This is a genomic window from Microbacterium sp. NPDC055599, assembly GCF_053618975.1.
This window is the reverse complement of record NZ_JBSHIM010000009.1, coordinates 69,286-90,152: the sequence shown is the minus strand read 5'-3', so window position 1 is coordinate 90,152 and position 20,867 is coordinate 69,286. Positions and strand designations below refer to the sequence as shown.

Genomic DNA, 20,867 nt, shown 5'->3' with positions numbered 1-20,867 from the left:
TCCAGCCTACGCGGTGGCGTCGGAGGCTCTTTCGGCGCGCGCCCACGCGGTGAGGCCGTGGATGAGGGCGCGCACGCCGATCTCGAACGTGCGGCGGGCGGGGTCGGAGCTGAGGCGGGCGCGAGCGCGCTCGGCCTCGGCGAAGGTCGGGTAGGCGGGGGCGAGGTCGCCGGGCGACATGTTGTCCGCCGGGGCGAGGGCGTCGAGGGCGGATCCGATGATGAAGGACTCCAGGGCGACGATCGCGTCGACGATGGTGTCGGTGGGCCAGCCGTCGTCGGCGAGCAGGCGGGCGATCTGCTCGTAGTCGGCGAACGAGCCCTCGTCGGCGTCGATGGGGGAGGTGGCGAGCATGACCATCGCCTGGGGCGCGGCGATCGTGGCGTCGCGGTAGCTGTGCGCCCAGGCGAGGAGCGCATCCTCCAGTGGCAGGGCCCCGGGCTCGGGGGTGGCGAGGTCGCGGCTGATCCGCCCGCGCATCGCCCGGATCACGGCGTCGCGGCTCTCGAAGTGGTGGTAGAGCGCCGAGGTGCGCACGCCCAGGGACTCCGCGAGCGCCGTCATCGTGAACTGCCGTGGTGTGCGCTCGGCGCTGAGCCGGAACGCCGCCGTGAGGATCCGCTCCTCGGTGAGCACCCTGGTCGACGGGCGGCCCACGCTGCGCGGGGATGTCGTCATCGTGGCTCACTCCTGCTCGGTGTCTGCTACTTTATTGAAACTCTTTCAATTCGCTCGAGGAAGAACGCCATGACGGGTTTCGACGCCGACACTATCGTCACCGGCGCGCGCGTCGTGACCATGGACCCCCGCCGCCCGGAGGCCTCGGCGTTCGCCGTGCGCGACGGCCGCTTCCTCGCGGTGGGCGACGACGCGCTCGTGCGGGAACTGCGCGGCCCGCGCACCGTCGTCCACGACCTCGCGGGAGCCGCGGTCACCCCGGGGCTCATCGACGCCCACCTCCACCCGCTGCAGGGGCTCGAGCTCACCGCCGGGGTCGACCTCGGCGGCATCACCACCGGCACCGGCTTCCTGGCGGCTCTGCGCGCCGAGGCCGACCGCGCGCTGCGCGACGACCGCGACCCCTGGGTGCGCGGCTGGAACCTCGACTACGACGTCTTCCACGAGCTCCCCATGACCGCCGATGCGATCGACGACGCCGTGCGCGGGCTCCCCGCCCTGTTCATCGTGTTCGACGGGCACACCGCCCTCGCCAGTCACGAGGGTCTCCGCCGCGCTGGCATCACCGGGGCCCGCGAGACCGACGACTCCTCGTGCATCGTCGTCGACGGCGACGGGCGGCCGACCGGGGAGCTGCGCGAGCTCGCGGCGTACGAGCCCGTGCGCCTCGCCGCCCCCGCCCTCGACCGCACGCAGACCCTCGCGGCGGGCCACGAGCTGCTGCGCGGACTGCGGGACTCAGGCCTCACGGGCGGCACCATCATGGACGGCGGCTTCGCCACGCTCGACCTGCTCGACGGTCTCGAGCACGGCCCGGGTCTGCCCCTCCGCATCGTGTCCGCGATCGACCACGAGCCCGGGTTCGACGCCGACCGCACGGCGGAGAACCTGCGGATGCGCGACCGCCGCGGCGAGCGGTGGCGCGGCGGCGTCGTGAAGCTGTACGCCGACGGGGTCGTCGAGACGGGCACCGCGTGGCTGTACGAACCCGATACGGCCGGCGGCGGCACGGAGCCCTTCTGGAAGGACGCCGCCGCCTACGCCCGCACCGTGCGGCGTTACGCCGACGCCGGCTTCCAGGTCGCGACCCACGCGATCGGCGACCGCGCGGTCGGCGAGGTCGTCGACGCCTACCTCGCCGCGGGCGCGCGCTGCGCCACCGGAGCCCCGCACCGCATCGAGCACCTGGAGACCACGACCGACCGCGACGTCGCCCGCATCGCCGCCGCCGGCATCACCGCATCGATGCAGCCGCTGCACCTGCAGTGGCGCAAGGCCGACGCCTCCGACGACTGGTCGCGGCGCCTCGGCCCCGCCCGGGCCGCCCGGGCCTGGCGCGTGCGCGACTACTGGGATGCGGGTGCCCCGGTCGCCCTCGGGTCGGACTGGCCCATCGCGCAGAACGACGCCCGGATCGGCCTCGCGTGGGCCATGCTGCGCCGCCGCCCCGGCGACCGCGACGCCCCGGTGTTCGAGCCCCACCAGGTGCTCACCCCCTACCAGGCGCTGCACGGCTACACCGTGGGCGCTGCGCGGGCGCAGGGCGACGGCGACCTCGGTCGCATCGCCCCCGGCTACCGCGCCGACTACGCCGTGTGGGCGGAGAACCCGCTGCACGTCGCACCCGACGACCTCCCCGACCTGCCCGTACAGCGGACGGTCGTCGGCGGCGTCGAGCCCTGACCCCCGGCTCGACCACCCCCTCCCTTTCCTTTCACACCGAGGTGAACCCCATGCCCGAATTCGGCGCCCTCGCGCTCCTGCCCATCGCGGTGATCCTCGTGGTCGCCGTCGCCACCCGCCGCACCCTCTTCGCGCTCCTCTGCGGCACCGTCGCCGGAGCTCTGATCCTCGGCGGCTGGGGCGGCTTCGACGTCTGGGTCGAGTACACCGGCAAGGCCCTGTCGAACGAGACGGCGCAGTGGCTGCTGCTGATCGTCGCCCTGTTCGGCATCCTGATGATGCTGTTCGAGAAGTCGGGCATCGTCACCGACTTCGCCCGCTGGGTCGAGCGGTTCGTGACCTCGCGGCGGAAGTCGACCCTGCTCACGTTCCTGCTCTCGATCGTGCTGTTCGTCGACGACTACCTCAACGTGCTCACCACCGGCACGTCGATGAAGCAGGTGACCGACCGTTACCAGGTTCCGCGCACCCAGCTCGGCGCGATCATGAAGATGACCGCTGCCCCGATCGCCGTGCTCGTCCCCGTGTCGACGTGGGCACTGTTCTTCTCGGGCCTGTTCGAGGCGCAGGGGGTCACCGTCGGCGGCAGCGGCTTCGGGGCCTACCTGCAGTCCATCCCGTTCATCTTCTTCGGCTGGGCGGCCATCGCGGTGGCGCTGCTGATGAGCATCGGCTGGCTGCCGAAGCTCGGCCTGATCAAGAAGGACGCGCTGCGCGCCGAGCGCGACGGCGACGTCTTCCCGCTCGGCACGACAGACGCCGAACGCCGGGCCGAGGGCGCGGCGCTGCTCTCCGAGCTCCGCGCGGACGACGCGGACGGTTCGACCGCGCAGCGCGTCGCCGTGGCGCTCGAGACGACCACGGACACCGCGCGCAAGCCGCAGCCGTGGTCGTTCCTGATCGCGATGGCCGTGCTGGTCGGCGTCACGATCGCGACCGACGCCAACGTGGTCGCCGGTACCGCGGCGGCCCTCGCGGTCACGGTCGTGCTGGTGCTCGTGCAGCGTCGGCTCTCGGTGCGCGGCGTGCTGGACGCGGCGCTCGAGGGCATCGAGAGCATGCTCTTCGTGATGGTGCTCACCGTGCTCGCGTTCATGGTGCAGGAGATGAACATCGCCCTGCAGCTCGCCGAGTTCGTGATCCAGGTGACCGAGCCCGTGCTCACCCCCGCTCTGCTGCCGGCGATCGTGTTCGCCGTGTGCGGCGTCTACGCCTACGCGACCGGGTCGTTCTGGGACCTCGCGGCCGTCATCACCCCGGTCGTGCTGCCGCTGGCGCTCGCTCTCGGTGCCGACCCGATCCTGGCCGGTGCCGCGGTGTTCTCAGGCGCCGCGCTCGGCAGCACCACGTGCCTGTACGGCGACGGCATCATCCTGGCCTCGCGTTCGATCGGCATCAAGCCGATCAACCTCATGCTGGCGATCCTGCCCTACGCGGGGATCGCGGCCGGGCTCTCGCTCGTGCTCTATCTGGTGACGGGGTTCGTCGCGGCCTGAGTCACGGATTCGCGACGGCGACCAGCAGGCCGAAGGCCACCTGCCCCGCGAAGAACACCACGAGGAAGCCGAGGAGGGCGGCGGCGAGCGACAGGCGCCCGTCGAAGCCCTCCACCTCGGCGATCCCGACCTTGCGCGCGCGGAAGGCGAGCACGAGCGTGGCGATGCCGAGGGCGAGCTGCAGCCACGGTCCGAGCGGGCCGACGACCTTCGGGAACGCGATCAGCACGGCCCCGATCACCCCGGTCGCGATTCCGATCCAGGTGAGGATGCGGACGGTGCGGCGGGCGTTCTCGGCGGGCATGGTGTCGAGCCTATCCGGGCTCATGCCCCCGTCAGGACCAGCCAGAGCAGCGCGGCGTTGAGGGCGATGAGCAGCACCGAGGCGACGACGCCGGCGATGGTGGTCCACGCGCGGTTGGCCCACACCCCGAGCGTGCGCCGCTGCGCGGTCAGCGCCACCAGCGGGATGAGCGCGAACGGGATGCCGAACGACAGCACGACCTGGCTCAGCACGAGCGCGAGGGTGGGGTCGACGCCGAGTCCGAGGATCGCGAGGGCGGGGATCAGGGTCACCAGCCGCCGCGCGAGCAGCGGGATGCGCACGTGCAGCAGCCCGTGCATGATCTCGGCGCCCGCGTAGGCGCCGACCGAGGTGGACGCCAGGCCGGAGGCGAGCAGCCCCACCGCGAAGAACGTGGCGACGACGGGACCGAGACCGGCGGCCAGGGCGGCGTGCGCGCCCTCCAGGGAGTCGGTGCCCTCGACCCCTGCGAGGTTCGCCGCGGCCAGCAGGAGGATGCCGAGGTTGACCGACCCCGCGATGACCATCGCGATCGACACGTCCCAGCGCGTGGCGGTGAGCAGGCGGCGGATGCGGGAGGCCTCGGTCCGCGTGGCCTCCTCGTGGGGCAGACCCGCGCTCCCGAAGCGGTCGCGGGCGAGCGAGGAGTGCGCATAGATGGCGTGCGGCATGATCGTGGCGCCGAGGATGGAGGCCGCGAGCAGCACCGACCCGGTGCCCTCGAAGCGGGGCACGAGTCCGGCGACGACACCCGCGGGCTCGGGCGGGGCGAGGAACAGGCCGGCCAGGAAGCCGACCGTGATGACGAGCATCAGTCCGATGATCACGAACTCGAAGGGGCGGGCGCCGCGGCGGCTCTGCACGGCGAGCAGGATCATCGACACGGCCCCGGTGATCAGGCCGCCGAGGAGCAGCGGCACGTCGAACAGCAGGTACAGCGCGACGGCGCCGCCGATCACCTCGGCGAGGTCGGTCGCCATGGCCACCAGTTCGGCCTGGAGCCAGTACGCGCGTCGCGCCCACGGGCGCTTCAGGCGTGCACCGAGCACCTCCGGCAGGCTCTGCCCCGTGACCACGCCGAGCTTGGCGGAGAGGTACTGGATGAGCCAGGCCATGACGTTTCCCGCGATGACCACCCACACCAGGAGGTAGCCGTACTGCGCGCCGGCGGTCATGTTGCTGGCGACGTTGCCCGGGTCGAGATATGCGACACCGGCCACGAGGGCGGGGCCGAGCAGCCACAGGCTGCGCGGGGCGGTGGCGGCGGACGGTGTCACGGGGGCGACGAGATTTTTCGGCACACCGAAACCGTAGCGTATTTTTCGGCTTGCCTAAATATTCGGATCTGGGCCACCTCGGTGACGACGATCGCTCCGCCGAGACAGGCGGCAGTGGGGCGGCGATAGCCTGGCGGGATGGATGCACGCACGCCCGAGAGCCCGGCGACGGACGACTCCGCGGCCCCGGTCCCGGACGGCGCGGGCGGGTCCCTCGCCCAGCCCGGCTACGGCGTAGGCCCGTGGCCGGGAGGACGGGACGCCTGGCCCGAGGGGGAGCAGTACGACCCGGAGCTGCTCGCCAACGGCGACACCCGCAACGTGATCGACCGCTACCGCTACTGGCGGATGGAGCGGATCGTGGCCGACCTGGACACGCGGCGGCACCCGTTCCACGTCGCGATCGAGAACTGGCAGCACGACATGAACATCGGTTCGATCGTGCGCAGCGCCAACGCGTTCCTGGCCGACACCGTGCACATCATCGGGCGCCGCCGCTGGAACAAGCGTGGTGCCATGGTCACCGACCGCTACCAGCACGTCGTGCATCACGAGGACGTGGCGTCGTTCGCCGCCTGGGCCGCGGCGGAGGGGCTGCCCGTGATCGCGGTCGACAACGTCGAGGGCGCCGTCCCCGTCGACCGGGCGGACCTGCCGCGTGCGTGCGTGCTGCTGTTCGGGCAGGAGGGTCCGGGGCTCTCGGACGAGGCGCTCGCCGCGGCCTCCGCGCACGTGGAGATCACGCAGTACGGCTCGACCCGCTCCATCAACGCCAGCGCCGCGGCCGCCGTGATCATGTACGAGTGGTGTCGCCGCCACGCCGCGGACTGAGGCGCGCGTGTTCGGCCCGCCCCGCCGCGACGGTCAGGCGGCGGCGGAGAGCCAGCGTCCCGACCGCACCCGCCAGCCGAGCGTGCCGAGCCGCGCGAGCAGGTATACGCCGAAGAAGGCCACCGCGAGCCAGATCAGGCCCGCCGCGCCATCCACTCCCGTCGCCGCGATGATCCACAGCACGGGCAGGAACGGCACCAGGTTCAGGCCGCCCGCGATCGCGAGGTAGCGCGCATCGTTCGCGCCCATCAGCACACCGTCGAGCACGAACACGACACCGGCGATCGGCTGGGCGACCGCGAGCACCAGCAGCGCCGGCTGCACGAGTGCCGCGACGTGCGGGTCGCCCGTGAACACGATCCCGAGCACGCCCGACAGTGCGGCGATCACAGCGCCGACCGCCACGCCGAACCACGCGCCCCAGGCGACCGTCCGGCCGAGGACGCGCTGCACCTGCTGCTCGTCTCCGGCGCCCAGCTCCTTGCCGATCAGCGCCTGCGCGGCGATGGCCAGGGCGTCGAGGGCGAAGGCGGCCGCGGAGAAGATGGTGAACACGATCTGCCACCCGGCGAGCTCGTCGGTGCCGACCCCGGTCGCGACCGCCACGGTCGCCAGCAGCGCCACGCGGAGGCTGACCGTGCGCAGGAACAGCCATCCGCCCGAGGTGGCGGTGTTGCGCAGGCCGTCGCGCTGCGCCCGGAGCGAGGCGCTGTGGCGGGAAGCGAGCCGCTGCACCACCAGCACGTACGCGGCGACCATGCCCCACTGCGCGGCGACCGTGCCGGCCGCGGATCCGGCGATGCCCCAGCCGAAGCCGTAGATGAAGAGCCAGTTGAGCAGCGCGTTGGCACCGAAGCCGAGGCCGGCGATCCAGAGCGGGGTCATCGTGTCCTGCATGCCGCGCAGCAGCCCGGTCGCCGCGAAGACGATGAGCATCGCCGGCAGCCCCCACATCGAGATCACCAGGTACTCGTCGGCCTGGGCGGCCACGGCCTCGCTCGCGCCGAACAGCGACACGAGCCACGGTGACGACACCGCACCGATCACGGCCAGCACGGCCCCGAGGCCCAGGGCCAGCCACATGCCGTTGATCCCGACCGACACGGCCTCGCCCGGCTGCCCGGCGCCGAAGCGCCGCGCGACCGCCGGGGTGGTCGAGTACGCGAGGAACACCATCAGGCCCACGATGGTCTGCAGCACGGCGCCGGCGATGCCGAGCCCCGCGAGCGGCGTGGTGCCGAGGTGGCCGACGAGCGCGGCGTCGACGATGAGGAACGCCGGCTCGGCGATCAGCGCACCGAGTGCCGGAACCGCCAGTCGCAGGATCTCTCGGTTGAGGGAGGTGCGCGCGGCCATCCTCCGAGCCTATGACCTCGCGCCGACACCCGTGCCGTGCCCCCGGACCGCACGTAGGCTGGAGGAGAGCAGGATGCGGCGGAGGTGCATCATGTCCGATCCCCGAGACGAGGCGGCGCGGTACCTCGCGCGCCGTCGGTCGCAGGGCGACGGGGCCGACGACGAGACGACCGTCTCCTCGACGCCTGGTGCGGCGGCGGCCGTGGATCGGGCGGCGTTCATCGAGAGCGCGATCCAGGTGGCGATCCGCCGCGGCGACTTCGACGACCTCCCCGGTGCCGGCAAGCCCATCGAGGGGCTCGGCACCCACCACGACCCTGACTGGTGGATCCGGCGCAAGATCGAGACCGAGAATCTCACCGGGCTCGGGCCGCCCGCGCTGCTGCTGCGCACGGAGGACCGCGAGCTCGACGGACAGCTCGACCTCCTCGGACGAGAGTCCGACGTGCGGGCGGTGCTCGAGGACTTCAACCGCCGCGTGATCGAGGCCAGGCGGCAGCTGCAGGGCGGCCCGCCCGTGGTCACGGCGCCGCGGGACGTGGAGGCCGAGGTCGCCGCGTGGCGCGAGCGCCGCTCCGCCCGAGGGGTCGCATCGTCGGCAGAGGCCGCCCCCGCGCGTCCGCGTCGCCGGCTGTTCGGGCGACGGCCGCGCTGATCCGTGTCGGGGCGTGTCCGCCCTCGACACCGTGGGGGACCCCCGTCATAGGCTGGAGCGCATGACCGACGCGCTTCCCGTGGGCCTCGCCCTCGACGAGTTCAGCCCCGACATCCGCCCGCAGGACGACCTGTACCGTCACGTGAACGGCGCCTGGATCTCCCGCACCGAGATCCCCGGCGACAAGGCGCGCTGGGGCTCCTTCCACCTGCTGGCCGAGCAGGCGGAGAAAGACGTCCGCACGATCATCGAGGAGTCGCAGGACGCCGAGGAGGGCACGCTCGCCCGCAAGATCGGCGACCTGTTCGCGAGCTTCATGGACACCGACCGCATCGCGGCCGCCGGGGTCGCGCCGCTCGCGGAGACCCTCGCCGAGATCGACGCGATCGCCGACATCCCCGGCTTCCTGCGCACCGTGGGGGCGTACGACCGTGACGGGCGCGCCGCGGTGATCGGCCTCTACGTCGACGGCGACCCGGGAGACCCGGAGCGCTACATCCCGGTGCTCGTGCAGGCCGGGCTGTCGCTGCCGGACGAGAGCTACTTCCGCCTCGACACGTTCGCCGACACGCGCGCCGCGTACCGCGCCCACCTCGAGCGCCTGCTGTCCCTGGCGGGCATCGCCGACGCCGCGGACCAGGCCGAACGCTCCATCGCCCTGGAGACCGAGCTCGCGGGCCACCACTGGGACAACGTGCGCAGCCGCGACGCGGTCGCCACCTACAACCTCAAGACCTGGGACGAGCTGCAGGAGCTCGCGGGCGTCGACCTCGCACCGTGGCGCGAGGCCGTCACGCCGTCGAACCCCTCCGCGTTCGACGAGGTGGTCGTGTCGCAGCCCAGCTTCTTCGAGGGGCTGGGTGCGCTGCTCACCGCCGAGCGCCTCGACGACTGGAAGGCCTGGCTGCGCGCCAAGGTCGTGCACGCCGCCGCGCCCTACCTGACCGACGACCTGGTGCTGGAGAACTTCTCGTTCTACGGCACCGAGCTCACCGGCGTCCCCACGATCCGGGAGCGCTGGAAGCGCGGCGTCTCGGTCACCGAGGGCGCGCTCGGCGAGGCGATCGGCAAGGTGTACGTCGAGCGGCACTACCCGCCGACGGCGAAGGCCGCGATGGACGAGCTCGTCGGCAACCTCATCGAGGCGTACCGGCAGAGCATCGAGACGCTGGAGTGGATGACGGCGGAGACCCGGCAGCGTGCGCTCGCCAAGCTCGACGCGTTCACGCCCAAGATCGGCCACCCCGAGGTGTGGCGCGACTACTCCAGCCTCGTGATCGACCGCGAGGATCTGCTCGGCAACGTGCGTCGCGCGGCGACCTTCGAGCACGACCGCAACATCGACAAGGTCGGCAGGCCCATCGACCGCACCGAGTGGCACATGCCGCCGCAGATGGTCAACGCGTACTACAACCCGTCGATGAACGAGATCGTCTTCCCCGCCGCGATCCTGCAGTATCCGTTCTTCGACGCGGGTCGCGACGCGGCCGCGAACTACGGCGGCATCGGCGCGGTCATCGGACACGAGATCGGTCACGGCTTCGACGACCAGGGCAGCCGCTACGACGGCGACGGACGCCTGCAGGACTGGTGGACCGACGCCGACCGCGCCGCGTTCGAGGAGCGCACCAAGGCGCTGATCGCCCAGTACGACGAGCTCGTCCCGGAGGGGCTGGACGCGGAGCATCACGTGAACGGCGCTCTCACGATCGGCGAGAACATCGGCGACCTCGGCGGTCTCGGCATCGCGCTCCAGGCGTACGAGCTGTCGCTGGGCGGGCAGGAGGCGCCGGTCATCGACGGCTACACGGGCGTGCAGCGGCTGCTGCTGTCGTGGGCGCAGGTCTGGCAGCAGAAGAGCCGGGAGGCGGAGACGCTGCGGCTGCTCACGATCGACCCGCACTCGCCCAACGAGTTCCGTTGCAACCAGATCGTGCGCAACATCGACGCGTTCTACGAGGCCTTCGACGTGACGCCGGACGATGCCCTGTGGCTGCCCGAGGCGTCGCGGGTGACCATCTGGTGACCATTCTCCTCAGGCTGTGAGGTGTCCCCCGGCGGTGGGGTTACGATAGCCCTGCCGCTGGGGAGCGACTCCCTTGGCATGCCGATCAGCCCCCTCCCGAAGGATCACGCGTGGCCGCACTCGAGCCTGGCGACGGGTTCCGGAACTCCCCGGTCCCCGAGTCGATGGGAGGCGCGTCCGCGTCATCGAGCGGGCGCCGTTCGCAGCAGCGCACGAGCCGTCGTCTGCCCCGTCGGGCCGCCCTCGGCCGCCGATCGTTCACGGCCACGCTCAAGGCTCTCGAGGGCCTGGCCGATGCGGGCGCCCAGGTGTCGGTGCACGTGGTCGACCTCGACTCGCACGTGCATGTCCTGGCGGGCGACGACCACGTCACCATGCCCGTCGGCGGCCTCGGGGTCGTCCCGCTGCTGATCGAGGTCGCGGCGGCGTTCGAGTCCGGAGCGCTCGACCCGCTCGAGATCGTGGAGCGCGCGAGCGTCGACGCGGTCGAGTCGTCCGGGTTGTGGCGGCACCTGCGGGCTCCCGCGCTGCCGCTGGAAGATCTGGCGGTGCTGGCCGCGACCGCGGGCGACCCCATCGCGGTCAACATCCTGTTGGAGAAGGTCGGGCACGACCGGGTGCGCGAGCGCATCGAGGGGCTCGGCCTGCGCCGCACCGCGCTGCTCGACCGGTTCCGCGACCGCCGTGGCCCCGACGACGCGCCGCAGGTGGCGGTGGGGTCGGCGCGCGAGTTCGCCGGGCTGTTCTCCGCGCTCGTCAACTCCCAGGTGGTCGACGCCGCGGTGAGCGCGCAGGTGGCCGAGTGGCTGAGCCTCAACCAGGACCTGAGTCTGGTGGCCTCCGCGACCGGGCTCGACCCGTTCGCGCACGACCACGACGCGCACGGGCTGCTGTTCGTGAACAAGACCGGCCGCGACCGCGGTGTCCGCGCCGAGGCGGGCGTGCTGGCGGGACCGCGCGCGGGCGTCGGCTACGCGCTCATCGTGTGCTTCGACGACCTGTCGATCACGCACCGCCTGCGTGCGCACGACGCGTTCCGCGTGCTGGGCGTCGAGCTCATGGAGTACACCCACTGACGCGACCGGCAGGGCAGCTCTCGACGAACCAGCCACTCATGTCCTCCGAAAGGTGGACAGACATGTGACGCATGACATGTAACACTCTACAGGTCCACATGCGCTCACCCTTCGTCCAAACTCGATGCGGGTGCGCCCGAAGAGTTCAAGGAGATCAGCATGCGCTCAACGGATTTCGGGGTCCCGGGATCGAGCGGGAAGGTCGACCAATGAGGCGGGGTTTGCAGATGTTCCTCGGCGCTGCCGTCGTACTTTGCACGGCACTCGCGACGGTGTCGCCCGCCAGCGCGCGAGAAGACGTGGCGGCGACGCCGAAAACGAGCGGTAGCGTCGCAGGTGCCCCTCCCGCAGGAGCGGTGGGCGGGGACGCATCGATCAATGCGCTTGTATCGCGGATCAATCAACTCGTGGCCGCCTACGACCACGACGCGCACCGGTTTGATCTCGCTGCAGTGCCGAGCGAGGTCTTGAACAGCGACGAAGGGCAGGCGTTCCTCGCGGTTGTGTCTCTGGGAGAGGCTGGCGCAAGCCCCGCCGAACTGAGTGAGGCATTTGCAGAGTTGCGCGACGGACTCCGAGAAACGAACGCACCCTCGTCGGTGGAGATCGATCGCAATGGCGTCGTCTCCACCTATGAGCTCGCGCCCGGGATGACCATCGTCTTTCCGACGGCTCTGGCCGCGGGAAGTGCGGTCCGCGGCCTCATGAGGGCGGCGGTGGTTGGCGGTGCTGACCCCTGGCCGTACATTCAGCTCACGAATGCCGAGCAACAGGCAATGGTGACCGGCGCATCTGGTGCGTTGGTCGCAGCGATCTGTGCGCTGCTCGCGCCGACCACCGCCGGTGTCGGTTGCGGCGTCGGTGCCGCTGTGATCGCAATGATCGTGGGAATCATCGTCGCCAATGGGGTATGCCCGTACAACCGACAGATGAGGATCTATCCGCTGGTCGGGCCGACTGGATTCAGTTGCCAGCGATGAAACGGAGACGAATGAGGCCGGCGCTGTTCGCGACACTTGTCATCGCACCGATCGTCGTCCTTCAGGGATTCTTCGTTGCGGTAGGGCTCTGGGCTGCATCGATCGAGTTGCTGTCCGTGCTCGCAATCGATGCCGGATTCTGGGTTGTGACCTACGTCCTCTGGTCTCAATCGGGTCGCATTCGCCATTGATCCGGCCCGCCCGCAGCGCACAGACTGGAGAGGCTCGCGCACGACGCGTTCCGTGTGCTGGGCGTCGAGCTCATGGAGTACACCCACTGACGCGTCGCGCCGAGGGCGTCACTCGGGCAGCGACGGATGCTGCTCGGCGGCGCGGCGCCGCGGGATGAACAGCGACAGCACGACCGCGAGCACCCCGGCCGCGATCGCGAGCCAGAAGCACACCTCGAACGCGCTGCGCGTGGGGACGGCCACCCCGTCGACGTCGATGCTCATGGCGGCGAGGACCCCGCCCATCACGGCCGAGGCGGTCGAGGTGCCCACTGAGCGGAACAGCGCGTTGAGCCCGTTCGAGGCGCCGGTCTCGTTCGCCGGCACCGAGCGCATGATGATCATCGGCATCGCGGCGAACGTGAACCCGATGCCGATGCCGATGAAGATGTTCGCGACGAACACGTGCCACACGGCCGTGGACCACAGCAGCACGAACACGTAGGCGAGCACGATCGCGATCGCGCCCACGGTGAACAGGGGGCGCGGTCCGACGGTGCGCTCCAGCCAGCCGGACAGCGGGGAGATCACCATCATCACCAGGCCGGCCGGCATGATCACGAGCGAGGCCGCGACCATGTCGAGCCCGAAGCCGCCGCCGACCACCGGCATCTCCAGCATCTGCGGGAACGTGACGTTCGACGCGAACAGGGCGAAGCCCATCCCGATCGCGGCGATGTTGGTGAACAGCACGGCGGGCCGCGCGGCCACGCGCAGGTCGAGCAGCGGATCCCTCGTCCGGAGCTGGTACCAGCCCCACACCAGCAGCACGGCGACGCCGCCGATCACGCACGCGAGGGTCACGGGCGACGTCCAGCCCCACTCGGCGCCGCGCGACACGAAGAGAAGCAGCCCGGTGAGGCCGATCGCGAGGCCTACGGCGCCGAGCACGTCGAGGCGACCGGGGGAGCGGAGCACGTCTTCCGGCACGACCGCGAGCACGAGCGCGAGTCCGGCGACGCCGAGCGCTGCGGCGAGCCAGAAGAGCATGTGCCAGTCAGCATTCTCGGCGAGCAGGGCAGCCACGGGCATGCCGATCGCGCCGCCCACGCCCATGGTCGCGCTCATGAGGGCGACCGCGGTGCCCAGGCGCTCGGGCGGGAGCACGTCGCGCATGATCGCGATGCCCAGCGGCACCACGCCCGTCACGGCACCCTGCAGGGCGCGGCCGATGATCACGCCGACGATCGAGCCGGACACGGCGGCGATCACGGAGCCGAGGATCAGGATCGCGAGCAGCACGATGACCACGCGGCGCTTGCCGTACATGTCGCCGAGGCGGCCCGAGATCGGGGTGGCGACGGCGGCGACGAGCAGCGTGATCGTGACGACCCACGTGGTGTCTTCGCGCGAGGCGTTCAGCAGCTGCGGCAACTCGGCCTGCAGCGGCACGACGAGCGTGAACATGAACGACGAACACAGGCCCGCGAAGGCCAGCACCGCGATGATCGCCCACCGGGGCGGGGTGCGGGAGAGGCGCTTCCTGGCTCTGTCGTCGCTCGCACCCACCGGCCCAGGCTATCGGCCCGTGCGCGGTGCGGGGCCGTTCGGCCGTGGCTAGCATGTGGTCATGGTCACGAGCAGCGTCGCTCCGGACGATCCCGCCGCGCACCGCGGCATCTCCCGGCGTACCCAGTCCGACATCTATCGCGCCGGGATCAGCGGCACCCGACCGGCCGTCCCGGTCGCCCCGGCCGCGCTGGAGGAGGCGGCGCGGAAGACGCTGAGCGCCGAGGCCTTCGCGTACATCGCCGGGGGTGCGGGAGCGGAGCACACGGTGACGGCGAACCGGGCGGCGTTCGATCGATGGCAGGTCTGGCCGCGGCCGCTGCGCGACGTCAGCGAACGCGACCTCGGCGTCGAGTTCCTCGGGACACGACGGACGAGCCCGCTGATCCTCGCGCCGCTCGGGGTCATGGAGCTCGCGCACCCCGACGCCGACCGCGCGGTCGCCCGCGCCGCCGCCTCCCTCGGCGTCCCGTACACGCTGTCGAACCAGGCGTCGCTCCCGATGGAGCACGTGGCCGCCGCCGCGCCATCCGGATCACGCCTGTTCCAGCTGTACTGGTCGTCGTCGGACGACCTGAACCGTTCCCTGCTCGCCCGCGCCGCGGCGTCCGGCTGCGAGGCGATCGTCGTCACGCTCGACACGCACCTGCTGGGGTGGCGCACGCGGGACCTCGACCTCGCCTACCTGCCGTTCACCCGCGGCCTGGGCATCGCGCAGTACACCAGCGATCCCATGTTCCGCGAGCTCGTGCGACAGCGGGCGGCCGCCCCGAAGAGCGACGCCTCCGCGGTGAAGGTCACCCCGACAGCAGTCGCCGCCGCGCTCAGCATCGCCAGGAAGGGCGCGGCCCTCACCGAGGGCGGACGCCTGCGCGACAACCTGCGCTCGCCGTTGCCGCGGGCGGCCGTCGAGACGTTCCTCGACGTGTTCTCCACCCCCGCGCTCACGTGGGACGACCTCGCGAAGGCGCGCGAGTGGACCACGCTGCCGATCATCCTCAAGGGCATCGTGCACCCGGACGATGCGCAGCGCGCGCTGGACGCGGGCATGGACGGCATCTGGATCTCCAACCACGGCGGACGCCAGATCGACCGGTCCGTGCCCACCCTCGACGTGCTGCCGACGATCGCGGAGCAGGTGGCCGGGCGGGTGCCGATCGTGTTCGACTCCGGGGTGCGCGGCGGCGCCGATGTCGCGATCGCCCTCGCGCTCGGCGCCACGGTGGTCGCGCTCGGCCGGCCCTACGCGTACGGCCTCGGCATCGCGGGCGAGCAGGGGGTGCGCGAGGTGGTGCGGAACGTGCTCGCCGAGCTCGACATCACCCTCGGCCTCGCCGGGCTGACCGCGGTCGCGCAGCTCGACCGCGACGCCCTGCGCGCCGTGTGACCGGGTGGACCGCGCCGTGGTTGCATGAACGGATGAGCGACGACGCCCCACCCACGCAGCACCCGGCCGATTCCCCGTTCCACCGCCGACTGCCGATCGGAGAGGTGCTCGACGCCTCGGCGATCGCCGACGGTCTGCCGTGGGCCTTCGAGACGGTGACGATGCGACCGCTCGAGCCGATGCTGGTGCCGGAGGAGCCGAGGGCGGGGGAGCTCGACCCGCGCGAGTGCGGGCACTGCGGTCCGAGCCCGCACACGATCTGGCACGACGACCTCTGGCAGGTGCGCGCCGGCTGGGACGTCGGCGGCCTGCCGTTCATCGGCGGCGTCGCCCCGCGCGAGCACTGGCTGCTCGAGGACGCCCCGCATGACGTTCTCGCGGCGCTGGGCCCGCTGCTGCAGCGGGTGTCGCAGGCGGTGAAGAGCGTCCCCGGGGTCGCCCGCTGTCACTTCGGACGCTGGAACGATGGTTCCGCGCACTTCCACATGTGGGCGATGGGGCGCCCCGCCGGCATGATGCAGGGGCGCGGCGCGGTGCTCGCGTTCTGGGACGAGATCCTGCCCCCGCTGCCGCCCGAGATGGCGTCGGAGCACCTCCGCATCGTCGCCGATGCGCTCGCCGCGGGCGGGGGAGAGGCGTTCCCGCACCGCTGAGGCCCGCCCGGGTTTCCGCGAACCCGCCGTGGAGGGGCAGACTGGAGCCGTGCGTACCATCCGTGACCTCGACACCGTTGAACTCATCCTCGACGCGCAGGGCCTGCTCGACTCCATCCGGGGTCCGCAGCGCGTGGTCGATGCCGGCACCCTCCGCGCCCTGCAGCAGTCGGGCAACTACGTCGTCGGGTTCTTCGACGGCGAGGGCGATGAGGAGCGCATGGTCGGTGCGTCCATCGCGTTCTTCGGCGAACCGGCCCGCCGGGCGATGCACTCGCACATCACGGCGCTGCTGCCGGAGTACCGCGGCCGCGGCTGGGGTCGCGAGCTGAAGGAGCACCAGCGGCAGTGGGCGTTCTCACGCGACGTCGGCCGCATCACGTGGGTGTTCGACCCGCTCGTGGCCCGCAACGCGCACTTCTTCTTCTCGGTGCTCGGGGCCCGCGCCACCGGCTACTCCGTGAACCGCTACGGCATCTTCGGCGGCGGTGACGCGGGCGATGAGAGCGACCGGCTCGATGTCGAGTGGGCGCTGGCCGACATCGCCAAGCCCCCGGCCGACGGCGACGTCGTGGAGACCCTGGAGATCCCGGACGACATCGAGGCGATGCGGGTCTCCGACCCGGCGGCCGCGCACGAGTGGCGGCTGCGGCTGCGCGCGCAGATGGAGGGTCTGCTCGGCAGCGGGCTGCGGATCGCCGGTTTCGAGTCGGGGCGCGGCTACCTGTTCACCGCCTGAGCCCCTCGCCGGGTGACGGCGCGGCTCAGCGCACGCCGCGCATGAGGCGCAGCACCGGCTTCACGCTCAGCAGCATCCCGACGCCGACGAGGATCGCGATCCCGCCGAGGATCGAGAAGAACGGCACCTCGTTCTCGGGGTCGTAGAACTGCACGAGCCACCCGGCGATCGCCGTGCCCAGCGCCACCGACAGGAAGAACAGCGCCACCATCTGCGTGTGGAACACCGCGGGGGCGAGCTTGGTCGAGGCGGAGAGCCCGACGGGGGACAGCAGCAGCTCGGCGACCGTGAACACGAAGAGGATGCCGACGATCGCCAGCAGCGGCGTGGAGTTCTCGCCGCCCCCGGAGAACGGCAGGAACAGCAGGAACGCCGCGCCCATGATGATGGCGGCGAGCCCGAACTTCACCGGCGTCGACGGCTGCCGGGTGCCGAGCTTGGTCCAGATCGCGGCGAAGACGCCCGACAGGATGATGATGAACACCGGGTTGATGGACTGCACCCACGACACCGGCATCTCCCACCCGAACAGGTTCCGGTCCAGGCGCTTGTCGGAGTAGACGGTCAGCACGGTGAACTGCTGCTGGTACAGCGACCAGAACGCCACGCTGGTGAGGAACAGCGGGACGAAGCTCCAGACGCGCGAGCGCTCGGTGGCGTCGATGCGGTGGCTGGACAGGATGACCGCGAAGTAGGCGATCGCCGCGACGATCGTGCCGACGATCACGATGAGTGCGAGGTTGTCGGCGTGGATCAGCCCGGTGAGCACGCACACGGCGATGACGAGCACGGCGCCGCCCGCGATGATCCCCACCAGCGGGTAGCGCGAGCGGGGCAGCGGGTTGGGCACCTCGCGCGCCGTGTCCGGGAGCCCGCGCCGTCCGAACGCGTACTGCACGAGGCCGAGCGTCATCCCGAGCGCGGCGAGTCCGAAGCCCCAGTGGAACCCGAGCGTGGACTGGAGCAGACCGGTGAGGATCGGCCCGAGGAAGGCGCCGAGGTTGATGCCCAGATAGAACAGCGAGAACCCGGCGTCGCGGCGCACGTCGTCCGGGGTGTAGAGGGTGCCGACGACGGCGGTCGCGTTGGCCTTGAGGCCGCCGGAGCCGAGCGCCACGAGCACGAGTCCGACCCCGACGCCCACGAAGCCCGGCAGCAGGGCGAGCGCGAGGTGCCCGGCGACGATCACCATCGCGCTCACGAACAGCACGCGCTCCGAGCCGAACAGCCGGTCGGCGAGCCAGGCGCCGAGGATCGTCGCGAGGTAGACCGAGCCGCCGTACGCGCCGAGGATCCCGCCGGCCGTGGCCTCGGGCAGACCGAGACCGCCCTGCGTGGCCGAGTGGTAGAGGTAGATGAGCAGGATGCCCTGCATGCCGTAGAAGCTGAAGCGCTCCCACATCTCGACGCCGAAGACGTGCACGAGGGGCCAGGGCTGCCCGAAGAAGCGGGTGTCCTCGTCGCGGGAAGCGGGCTGTCGCTCGGTGGTGCTCATGCGTGGGACGGTACTCTCCGGCGGCGACCGCGGCCAGGGGGCGCGCTGCGACCACCGATAGAATGGGGATGCCCGTGCTCACGGGCGTTCTCCGCATCCGACCATTGGAGCCACCGTGGCCGAACAGTCCCGTCTTGACAAGGTCATCGCCCTCGCCCGCCACCGCGGGTTCGTGTTCCAGGCGGGTGAGATCTACGGCGGTTCCCGGTCGGCCTGGGACTACGGACCCCTCGGCACCGAGCTCAAGGAGAACATCCGTCGCCAGTGGTGGCAGACGTTCGTGCGCGGCCGTGGCGACATGGTCGGCCTCGACTCCAGCATCATCCTGCCCAAGCGCGTGTGGGAGGCGTCGGGTCACGTCGCCACCTTCACCGACCCGCTGGTGGAGTGCCTGCAGTGCCACAAGCGCTTCCGCGCCGACAACCTGATCGAGGACTTCGAGGCGCGCAAGGGCCGCAAGGCCGAGAACGGTCTCGCCGACATCCCGTGCCCGAACTGCGGCACCAAGGGCCAGTACACCGAGCCCAAGGCGTTCTCCGGTCTGGTGAAGACGTACCTCGGCGTGGTCGATGACGAGTCCGGCCTGTACTACCTGCGTCCCGAGACCGCGCAGGGCATCTTCGTCAACTTCTCCAACGTGCTCACCGCGAGCCGCAAGAAGCCGCCGTTCGGCATCGGCCAGGTCGGCAAGGCGTTCCGCAACGAGATCACCCCCGGCAACTTCATCTTCCGCACGCGCGAGTTCGAGCAGATGGAGATCGAGTTCTTCACGCCGCCCGCCGAGGCCCCGCAGTGGTTCGACCACTGGGTCGAGGCGTGCTGGAACTGGTTCATCGACCTCGGCATCGACCCGGAGAACATGCGGCAGTTCGACGTGCCCGAGGAGGACCGCGCGCACTACTCCGCCGGCACGATCGACGTGGAGTACCGCTTCGGTTTCGCGGGCAAGGAGTGGGGCGAGCTCATGGGCGTCGCCAACCGCACCGACTACGACCTCTCCAGTCACAGCGAGGCGTCCGGCCAGAGCCTGACCTACTTCGACCAGGCGACGGGCGAGCGCTACACGCCATACGTGATCGAGCCGTCGTTCGGCCTCACGCGAGCCATGATGGCGTTCCTCGTCGACGCGTATGTGGAGGAGCAGGTGCCCAACGCCAAGGGCGGCACCGACACCCGCACGGTGCTCAAGCTCGACCCGCGTCTGGCTCCCGTCAAGGCCGCGGTGCTGCCGCTCAGCCGCAACGAGAACCTGTCACCGCTCGCGCGCGAGGTGGCCGACACCCTGCGCGGCTCGTGGGCCGTGGACTTCGACGACGCCGGCGCGATCGGTCGCCGCTACCGTCGTCAGGACGAGATCGGCACCCCGTTCTGCGTGACGGTCGACTTCGACTCGCTCGACGACCGGGCTGTCACGGTGCGCGACCGCGACACGATGGCGCAGGAGCGGGTGCCGATCGACGGCCTGCACGCGTACCTCGCGGAGCGCCTGCGCGGGGCCTGAGTCCCGGGTCAGGAGCCCGCGACGGCCCTGGCATACCGCTCCGACAGCAGCTGGAGTCGGGGCAGCAGTTCGGGGGGCGACTCGACCGTGAAGTCCATCATCAGCATCCCGATGTAGGCCGCGATCGTGTCGAGGCTGTCGGCGCCGGTGACGAGGATGCAGTGTTCCTCGTCGACTGGCTCGACCACGCCGACCGCGGCGTGGATGCGGTCGAGCACGGCCTCGGCGGGCGCGTCGATGCGCAGTCGCGCGTGCACCTGCCAGCCGCTCACGGCGATGGTGCGCATGGCGAACGCGGTGTAGTCGCCCCCGGGCAACGGCTGCGGGTCGAAGCGGCGGCGCGTCGGCATCCGCGGCTCCATCCAGTCCACGCGGTACGTGCCCCATTCGCTCGTCTGCGGGTCGCGGGCCACGAGGTACCAGCGTCGCACCCAGGTGAGCAGGCGGTACGGCTCGACCAGCACGGGGCGGCCGTCGTAGTCGAAGCGCAGCCACTCCTGGTCGCGGATCGCTCCCGCGACGGCCCGCAGCACGGCGGCGTCGACCTCCGGGTCTGGCGCGTCGGTGTCGTTGTTCTCCGGCGCGCGGTCGACGCTCGTGCGCAGTGCGTCGACGGTGCGGCGCAGGTGCGAGGGGAGGACCTGTTCGAGCTTGGCGAGCGCTCTCGCGCCGGAGTCGGCGATGCCCGCGATGCCGGCGGCGGCGCGCAGGCCGACGGTCACCGCCACCGCCTCCTCGTCGTCGAGCAGCAGCGGGGGGAGCTTGCCGCCCGCCCCGAGCCGGTAGCCGCCGGTGGAGCCGCGACGGGCGTCGACCGGGTATCCGAGTTCGCGGAGGCGCTCGACGTCGTGGCGCACGGTGCGGGGTGAGACGCCGAGCCGCTGCGCGAGCTCGCTGCCGGATCGCTCCGAACCCGTCTGCAGCAGGGCGAGCAGCGCCAGGAGCCGTGCGGTCGGGTCCGCCATGAGGCCTCCGAAAGTCGCCGAATAAT

At 71.3% G+C, this 20,867-nt stretch carries 18 protein-coding genes; 11 read left to right on the top strand and 7 right to left on the bottom strand.

The features are described from left to right. Positions 1-6 precede the first annotated feature (6 nt). Positions 7-678: a TetR/AcrR family transcriptional regulator gene (locus ACWGQ1_RS10560; RefSeq protein ID WP_136030791.1), complete on the bottom strand. Its 672-nt coding sequence runs from the start codon at positions 676-678 to the stop codon at positions 7-9. A 69-nt stretch (positions 679-747) separates the two neighbouring features. On the opposite strand from ACWGQ1_RS10560, the gene ACWGQ1_RS10555 reads away from it, so the two are divergent. Continuing rightward, positions 748-2,361: an amidohydrolase family protein gene (locus tag ACWGQ1_RS10555; protein ID WP_452312929.1), complete on the top strand. Its 1,614-nt coding sequence runs from the start codon at positions 748-750 to the stop codon at positions 2,359-2,361. 50 nt (positions 2,362-2,411) lie between these two features. Continuing rightward, the gene (locus tag ACWGQ1_RS10550) at positions 2,412-3,857 is read left to right on the top strand and encodes a Na+/H+ antiporter NhaC family protein (RefSeq protein ID WP_452312928.1); all 1,446 of its coding nucleotides are present in this window, start codon (positions 2,412-2,414) and stop codon (positions 3,855-3,857) included. Position 3,858: 1 nt separating this feature from the next. On the opposite strand, the gene ACWGQ1_RS10545 is transcribed toward ACWGQ1_RS10550, so the two are convergent. Further along, entirely contained in the window at positions 3,859-4,161 is a 303-nt protein-coding gene (locus ACWGQ1_RS10545; RefSeq protein ID WP_136030785.1) for a hypothetical protein, read from the bottom strand. A 20-nt stretch (positions 4,162-4,181) separates the two neighbouring features. Continuing rightward, a complete protein-coding gene (locus ACWGQ1_RS10540; RefSeq protein ID WP_452312927.1) occupies positions 4,182-5,462 on the bottom strand; it encodes an Nramp family divalent metal transporter in 1,281 nt (426 codons plus the stop codon). Positions 5,463-5,576: 114 nt separating this feature from the next. Between ACWGQ1_RS10540 and ACWGQ1_RS10535 the strand changes: the two genes are divergently transcribed. Next, positions 5,577-6,269: an RNA methyltransferase gene (locus ACWGQ1_RS10535; protein ID WP_136030783.1), complete on the top strand. Its 693-nt coding sequence runs from the start codon at positions 5,577-5,579 to the stop codon at positions 6,267-6,269. Between the two features lie 33 nt (positions 6,270-6,302). Here the strand turns inward: ACWGQ1_RS10535 and ACWGQ1_RS10530 are convergent, their stop codons facing one another. Then, positions 6,303-7,625 (bottom strand): MATE family efflux transporter, encoded by a 1,323-nt coding sequence (locus tag ACWGQ1_RS10530; protein WP_136045133.1) that lies wholly within the window; start codon positions 7,623-7,625, stop codon positions 6,303-6,305. Positions 7,626-7,716: 91 nt separating this feature from the next. Here ACWGQ1_RS10530 and ACWGQ1_RS10525 point away from each other — a divergent pair, with 91 nt between their 5' ends. The 4 genes from ACWGQ1_RS10525 to ACWGQ1_RS10510 all read left to right on the top strand — a co-directional run bounded on the left by ACWGQ1_RS10525 (position 7,717) and on the right by ACWGQ1_RS10510 (position 12,362). Next, positions 7,717-8,280, top strand: coding sequence for a DnaJ family domain-containing protein (locus ACWGQ1_RS10525; RefSeq protein ID WP_452312926.1), 564 nt, complete (start codon positions 7,717-7,719; stop codon positions 8,278-8,280). Between the two features lie 61 nt (positions 8,281-8,341). Beyond that, complete coding sequence (locus tag ACWGQ1_RS10520) at positions 8,342-10,306, top strand: M13 family metallopeptidase (RefSeq protein WP_136030777.1); 1,965 nt, start codon at positions 8,342-8,344, stop codon at positions 10,304-10,306. 110 nt (positions 10,307-10,416) lie between these two features. Continuing rightward, positions 10,417-11,382: a serine hydrolase gene (locus ACWGQ1_RS10515; protein ID WP_136045959.1), complete on the top strand. Its 966-nt coding sequence runs from the start codon at positions 10,417-10,419 to the stop codon at positions 11,380-11,382. Positions 11,383-11,603: 221 nt separating this feature from the next. Continuing rightward, positions 11,604-12,362, top strand: coding sequence for a hypothetical protein (locus ACWGQ1_RS10510; RefSeq protein ID WP_247637878.1), 759 nt, complete (start codon positions 11,604-11,606; stop codon positions 12,360-12,362). 299 nt (positions 12,363-12,661) lie between these two features. Here ACWGQ1_RS10510 and ACWGQ1_RS10505 read toward each other — a convergent pair whose 3' ends face one another. Beyond that, positions 12,662-14,101 carry an MFS transporter gene (locus tag ACWGQ1_RS10505; protein WP_136030769.1) on the bottom strand — a complete coding sequence of 480 codons (1,440 nt, stop codon included), beginning with the start codon at positions 14,099-14,101 and terminating at the stop codon, positions 12,662-12,664. Positions 14,102-14,162: 61 nt separating this feature from the next. Here ACWGQ1_RS10505 and ACWGQ1_RS10500 point away from each other — a divergent pair, with 61 nt between their 5' ends. The 3 genes from ACWGQ1_RS10500 to ACWGQ1_RS10490 are packed head-to-tail and all read left to right on the top strand — an operon-like array spanning position 14,163 to position 16,880. Beyond that, the gene (locus ACWGQ1_RS10500; RefSeq protein ID WP_452312925.1) at positions 14,163-15,488 is read left to right on the top strand and encodes an alpha-hydroxy-acid oxidizing protein; all 1,326 of its coding nucleotides are present in this window, start codon (positions 14,163-14,165) and stop codon (positions 15,486-15,488) included. Between the two features lie 32 nt (positions 15,489-15,520). Then, a complete protein-coding gene (locus tag ACWGQ1_RS10495) occupies positions 15,521-16,141 on the top strand; it encodes a hypothetical protein (protein WP_136030764.1) in 621 nt (206 codons plus the stop codon). Positions 16,142-16,190: 49 nt separating this feature from the next. Next, entirely contained in the window at positions 16,191-16,880 is a 690-nt protein-coding gene (locus ACWGQ1_RS10490) for a GNAT family N-acetyltransferase (RefSeq protein WP_136030761.1), read from the top strand. Positions 16,881-16,905: 25 nt separating this feature from the next. Here ACWGQ1_RS10490 and ACWGQ1_RS10485 read toward each other — a convergent pair whose 3' ends face one another. Then, complete coding sequence (locus ACWGQ1_RS10485; RefSeq protein ID WP_136030758.1) at positions 16,906-18,375, bottom strand: peptide MFS transporter; 1,470 nt, start codon at positions 18,373-18,375, stop codon at positions 16,906-16,908. 115 nt (positions 18,376-18,490) lie between these two features. On the opposite strand from ACWGQ1_RS10485, the gene ACWGQ1_RS10480 reads away from it, so the two are divergent. Beyond that, the gene (locus tag ACWGQ1_RS10480; RefSeq protein WP_136030756.1) at positions 18,491-19,876 is read left to right on the top strand and encodes a glycine--tRNA ligase; all 1,386 of its coding nucleotides are present in this window, start codon (positions 18,491-18,493) and stop codon (positions 19,874-19,876) included. An 8-nt stretch (positions 19,877-19,884) separates the two neighbouring features. Here the strand turns inward: ACWGQ1_RS10480 and ACWGQ1_RS10475 are convergent, their stop codons facing one another. After that, entirely contained in the window at positions 19,885-20,841 is a 957-nt protein-coding gene (locus tag ACWGQ1_RS10475; RefSeq protein ID WP_452312924.1) for an HTH domain-containing protein, read from the bottom strand. Between the last annotated feature and the right edge of the window lie 26 nt (positions 20,842-20,867).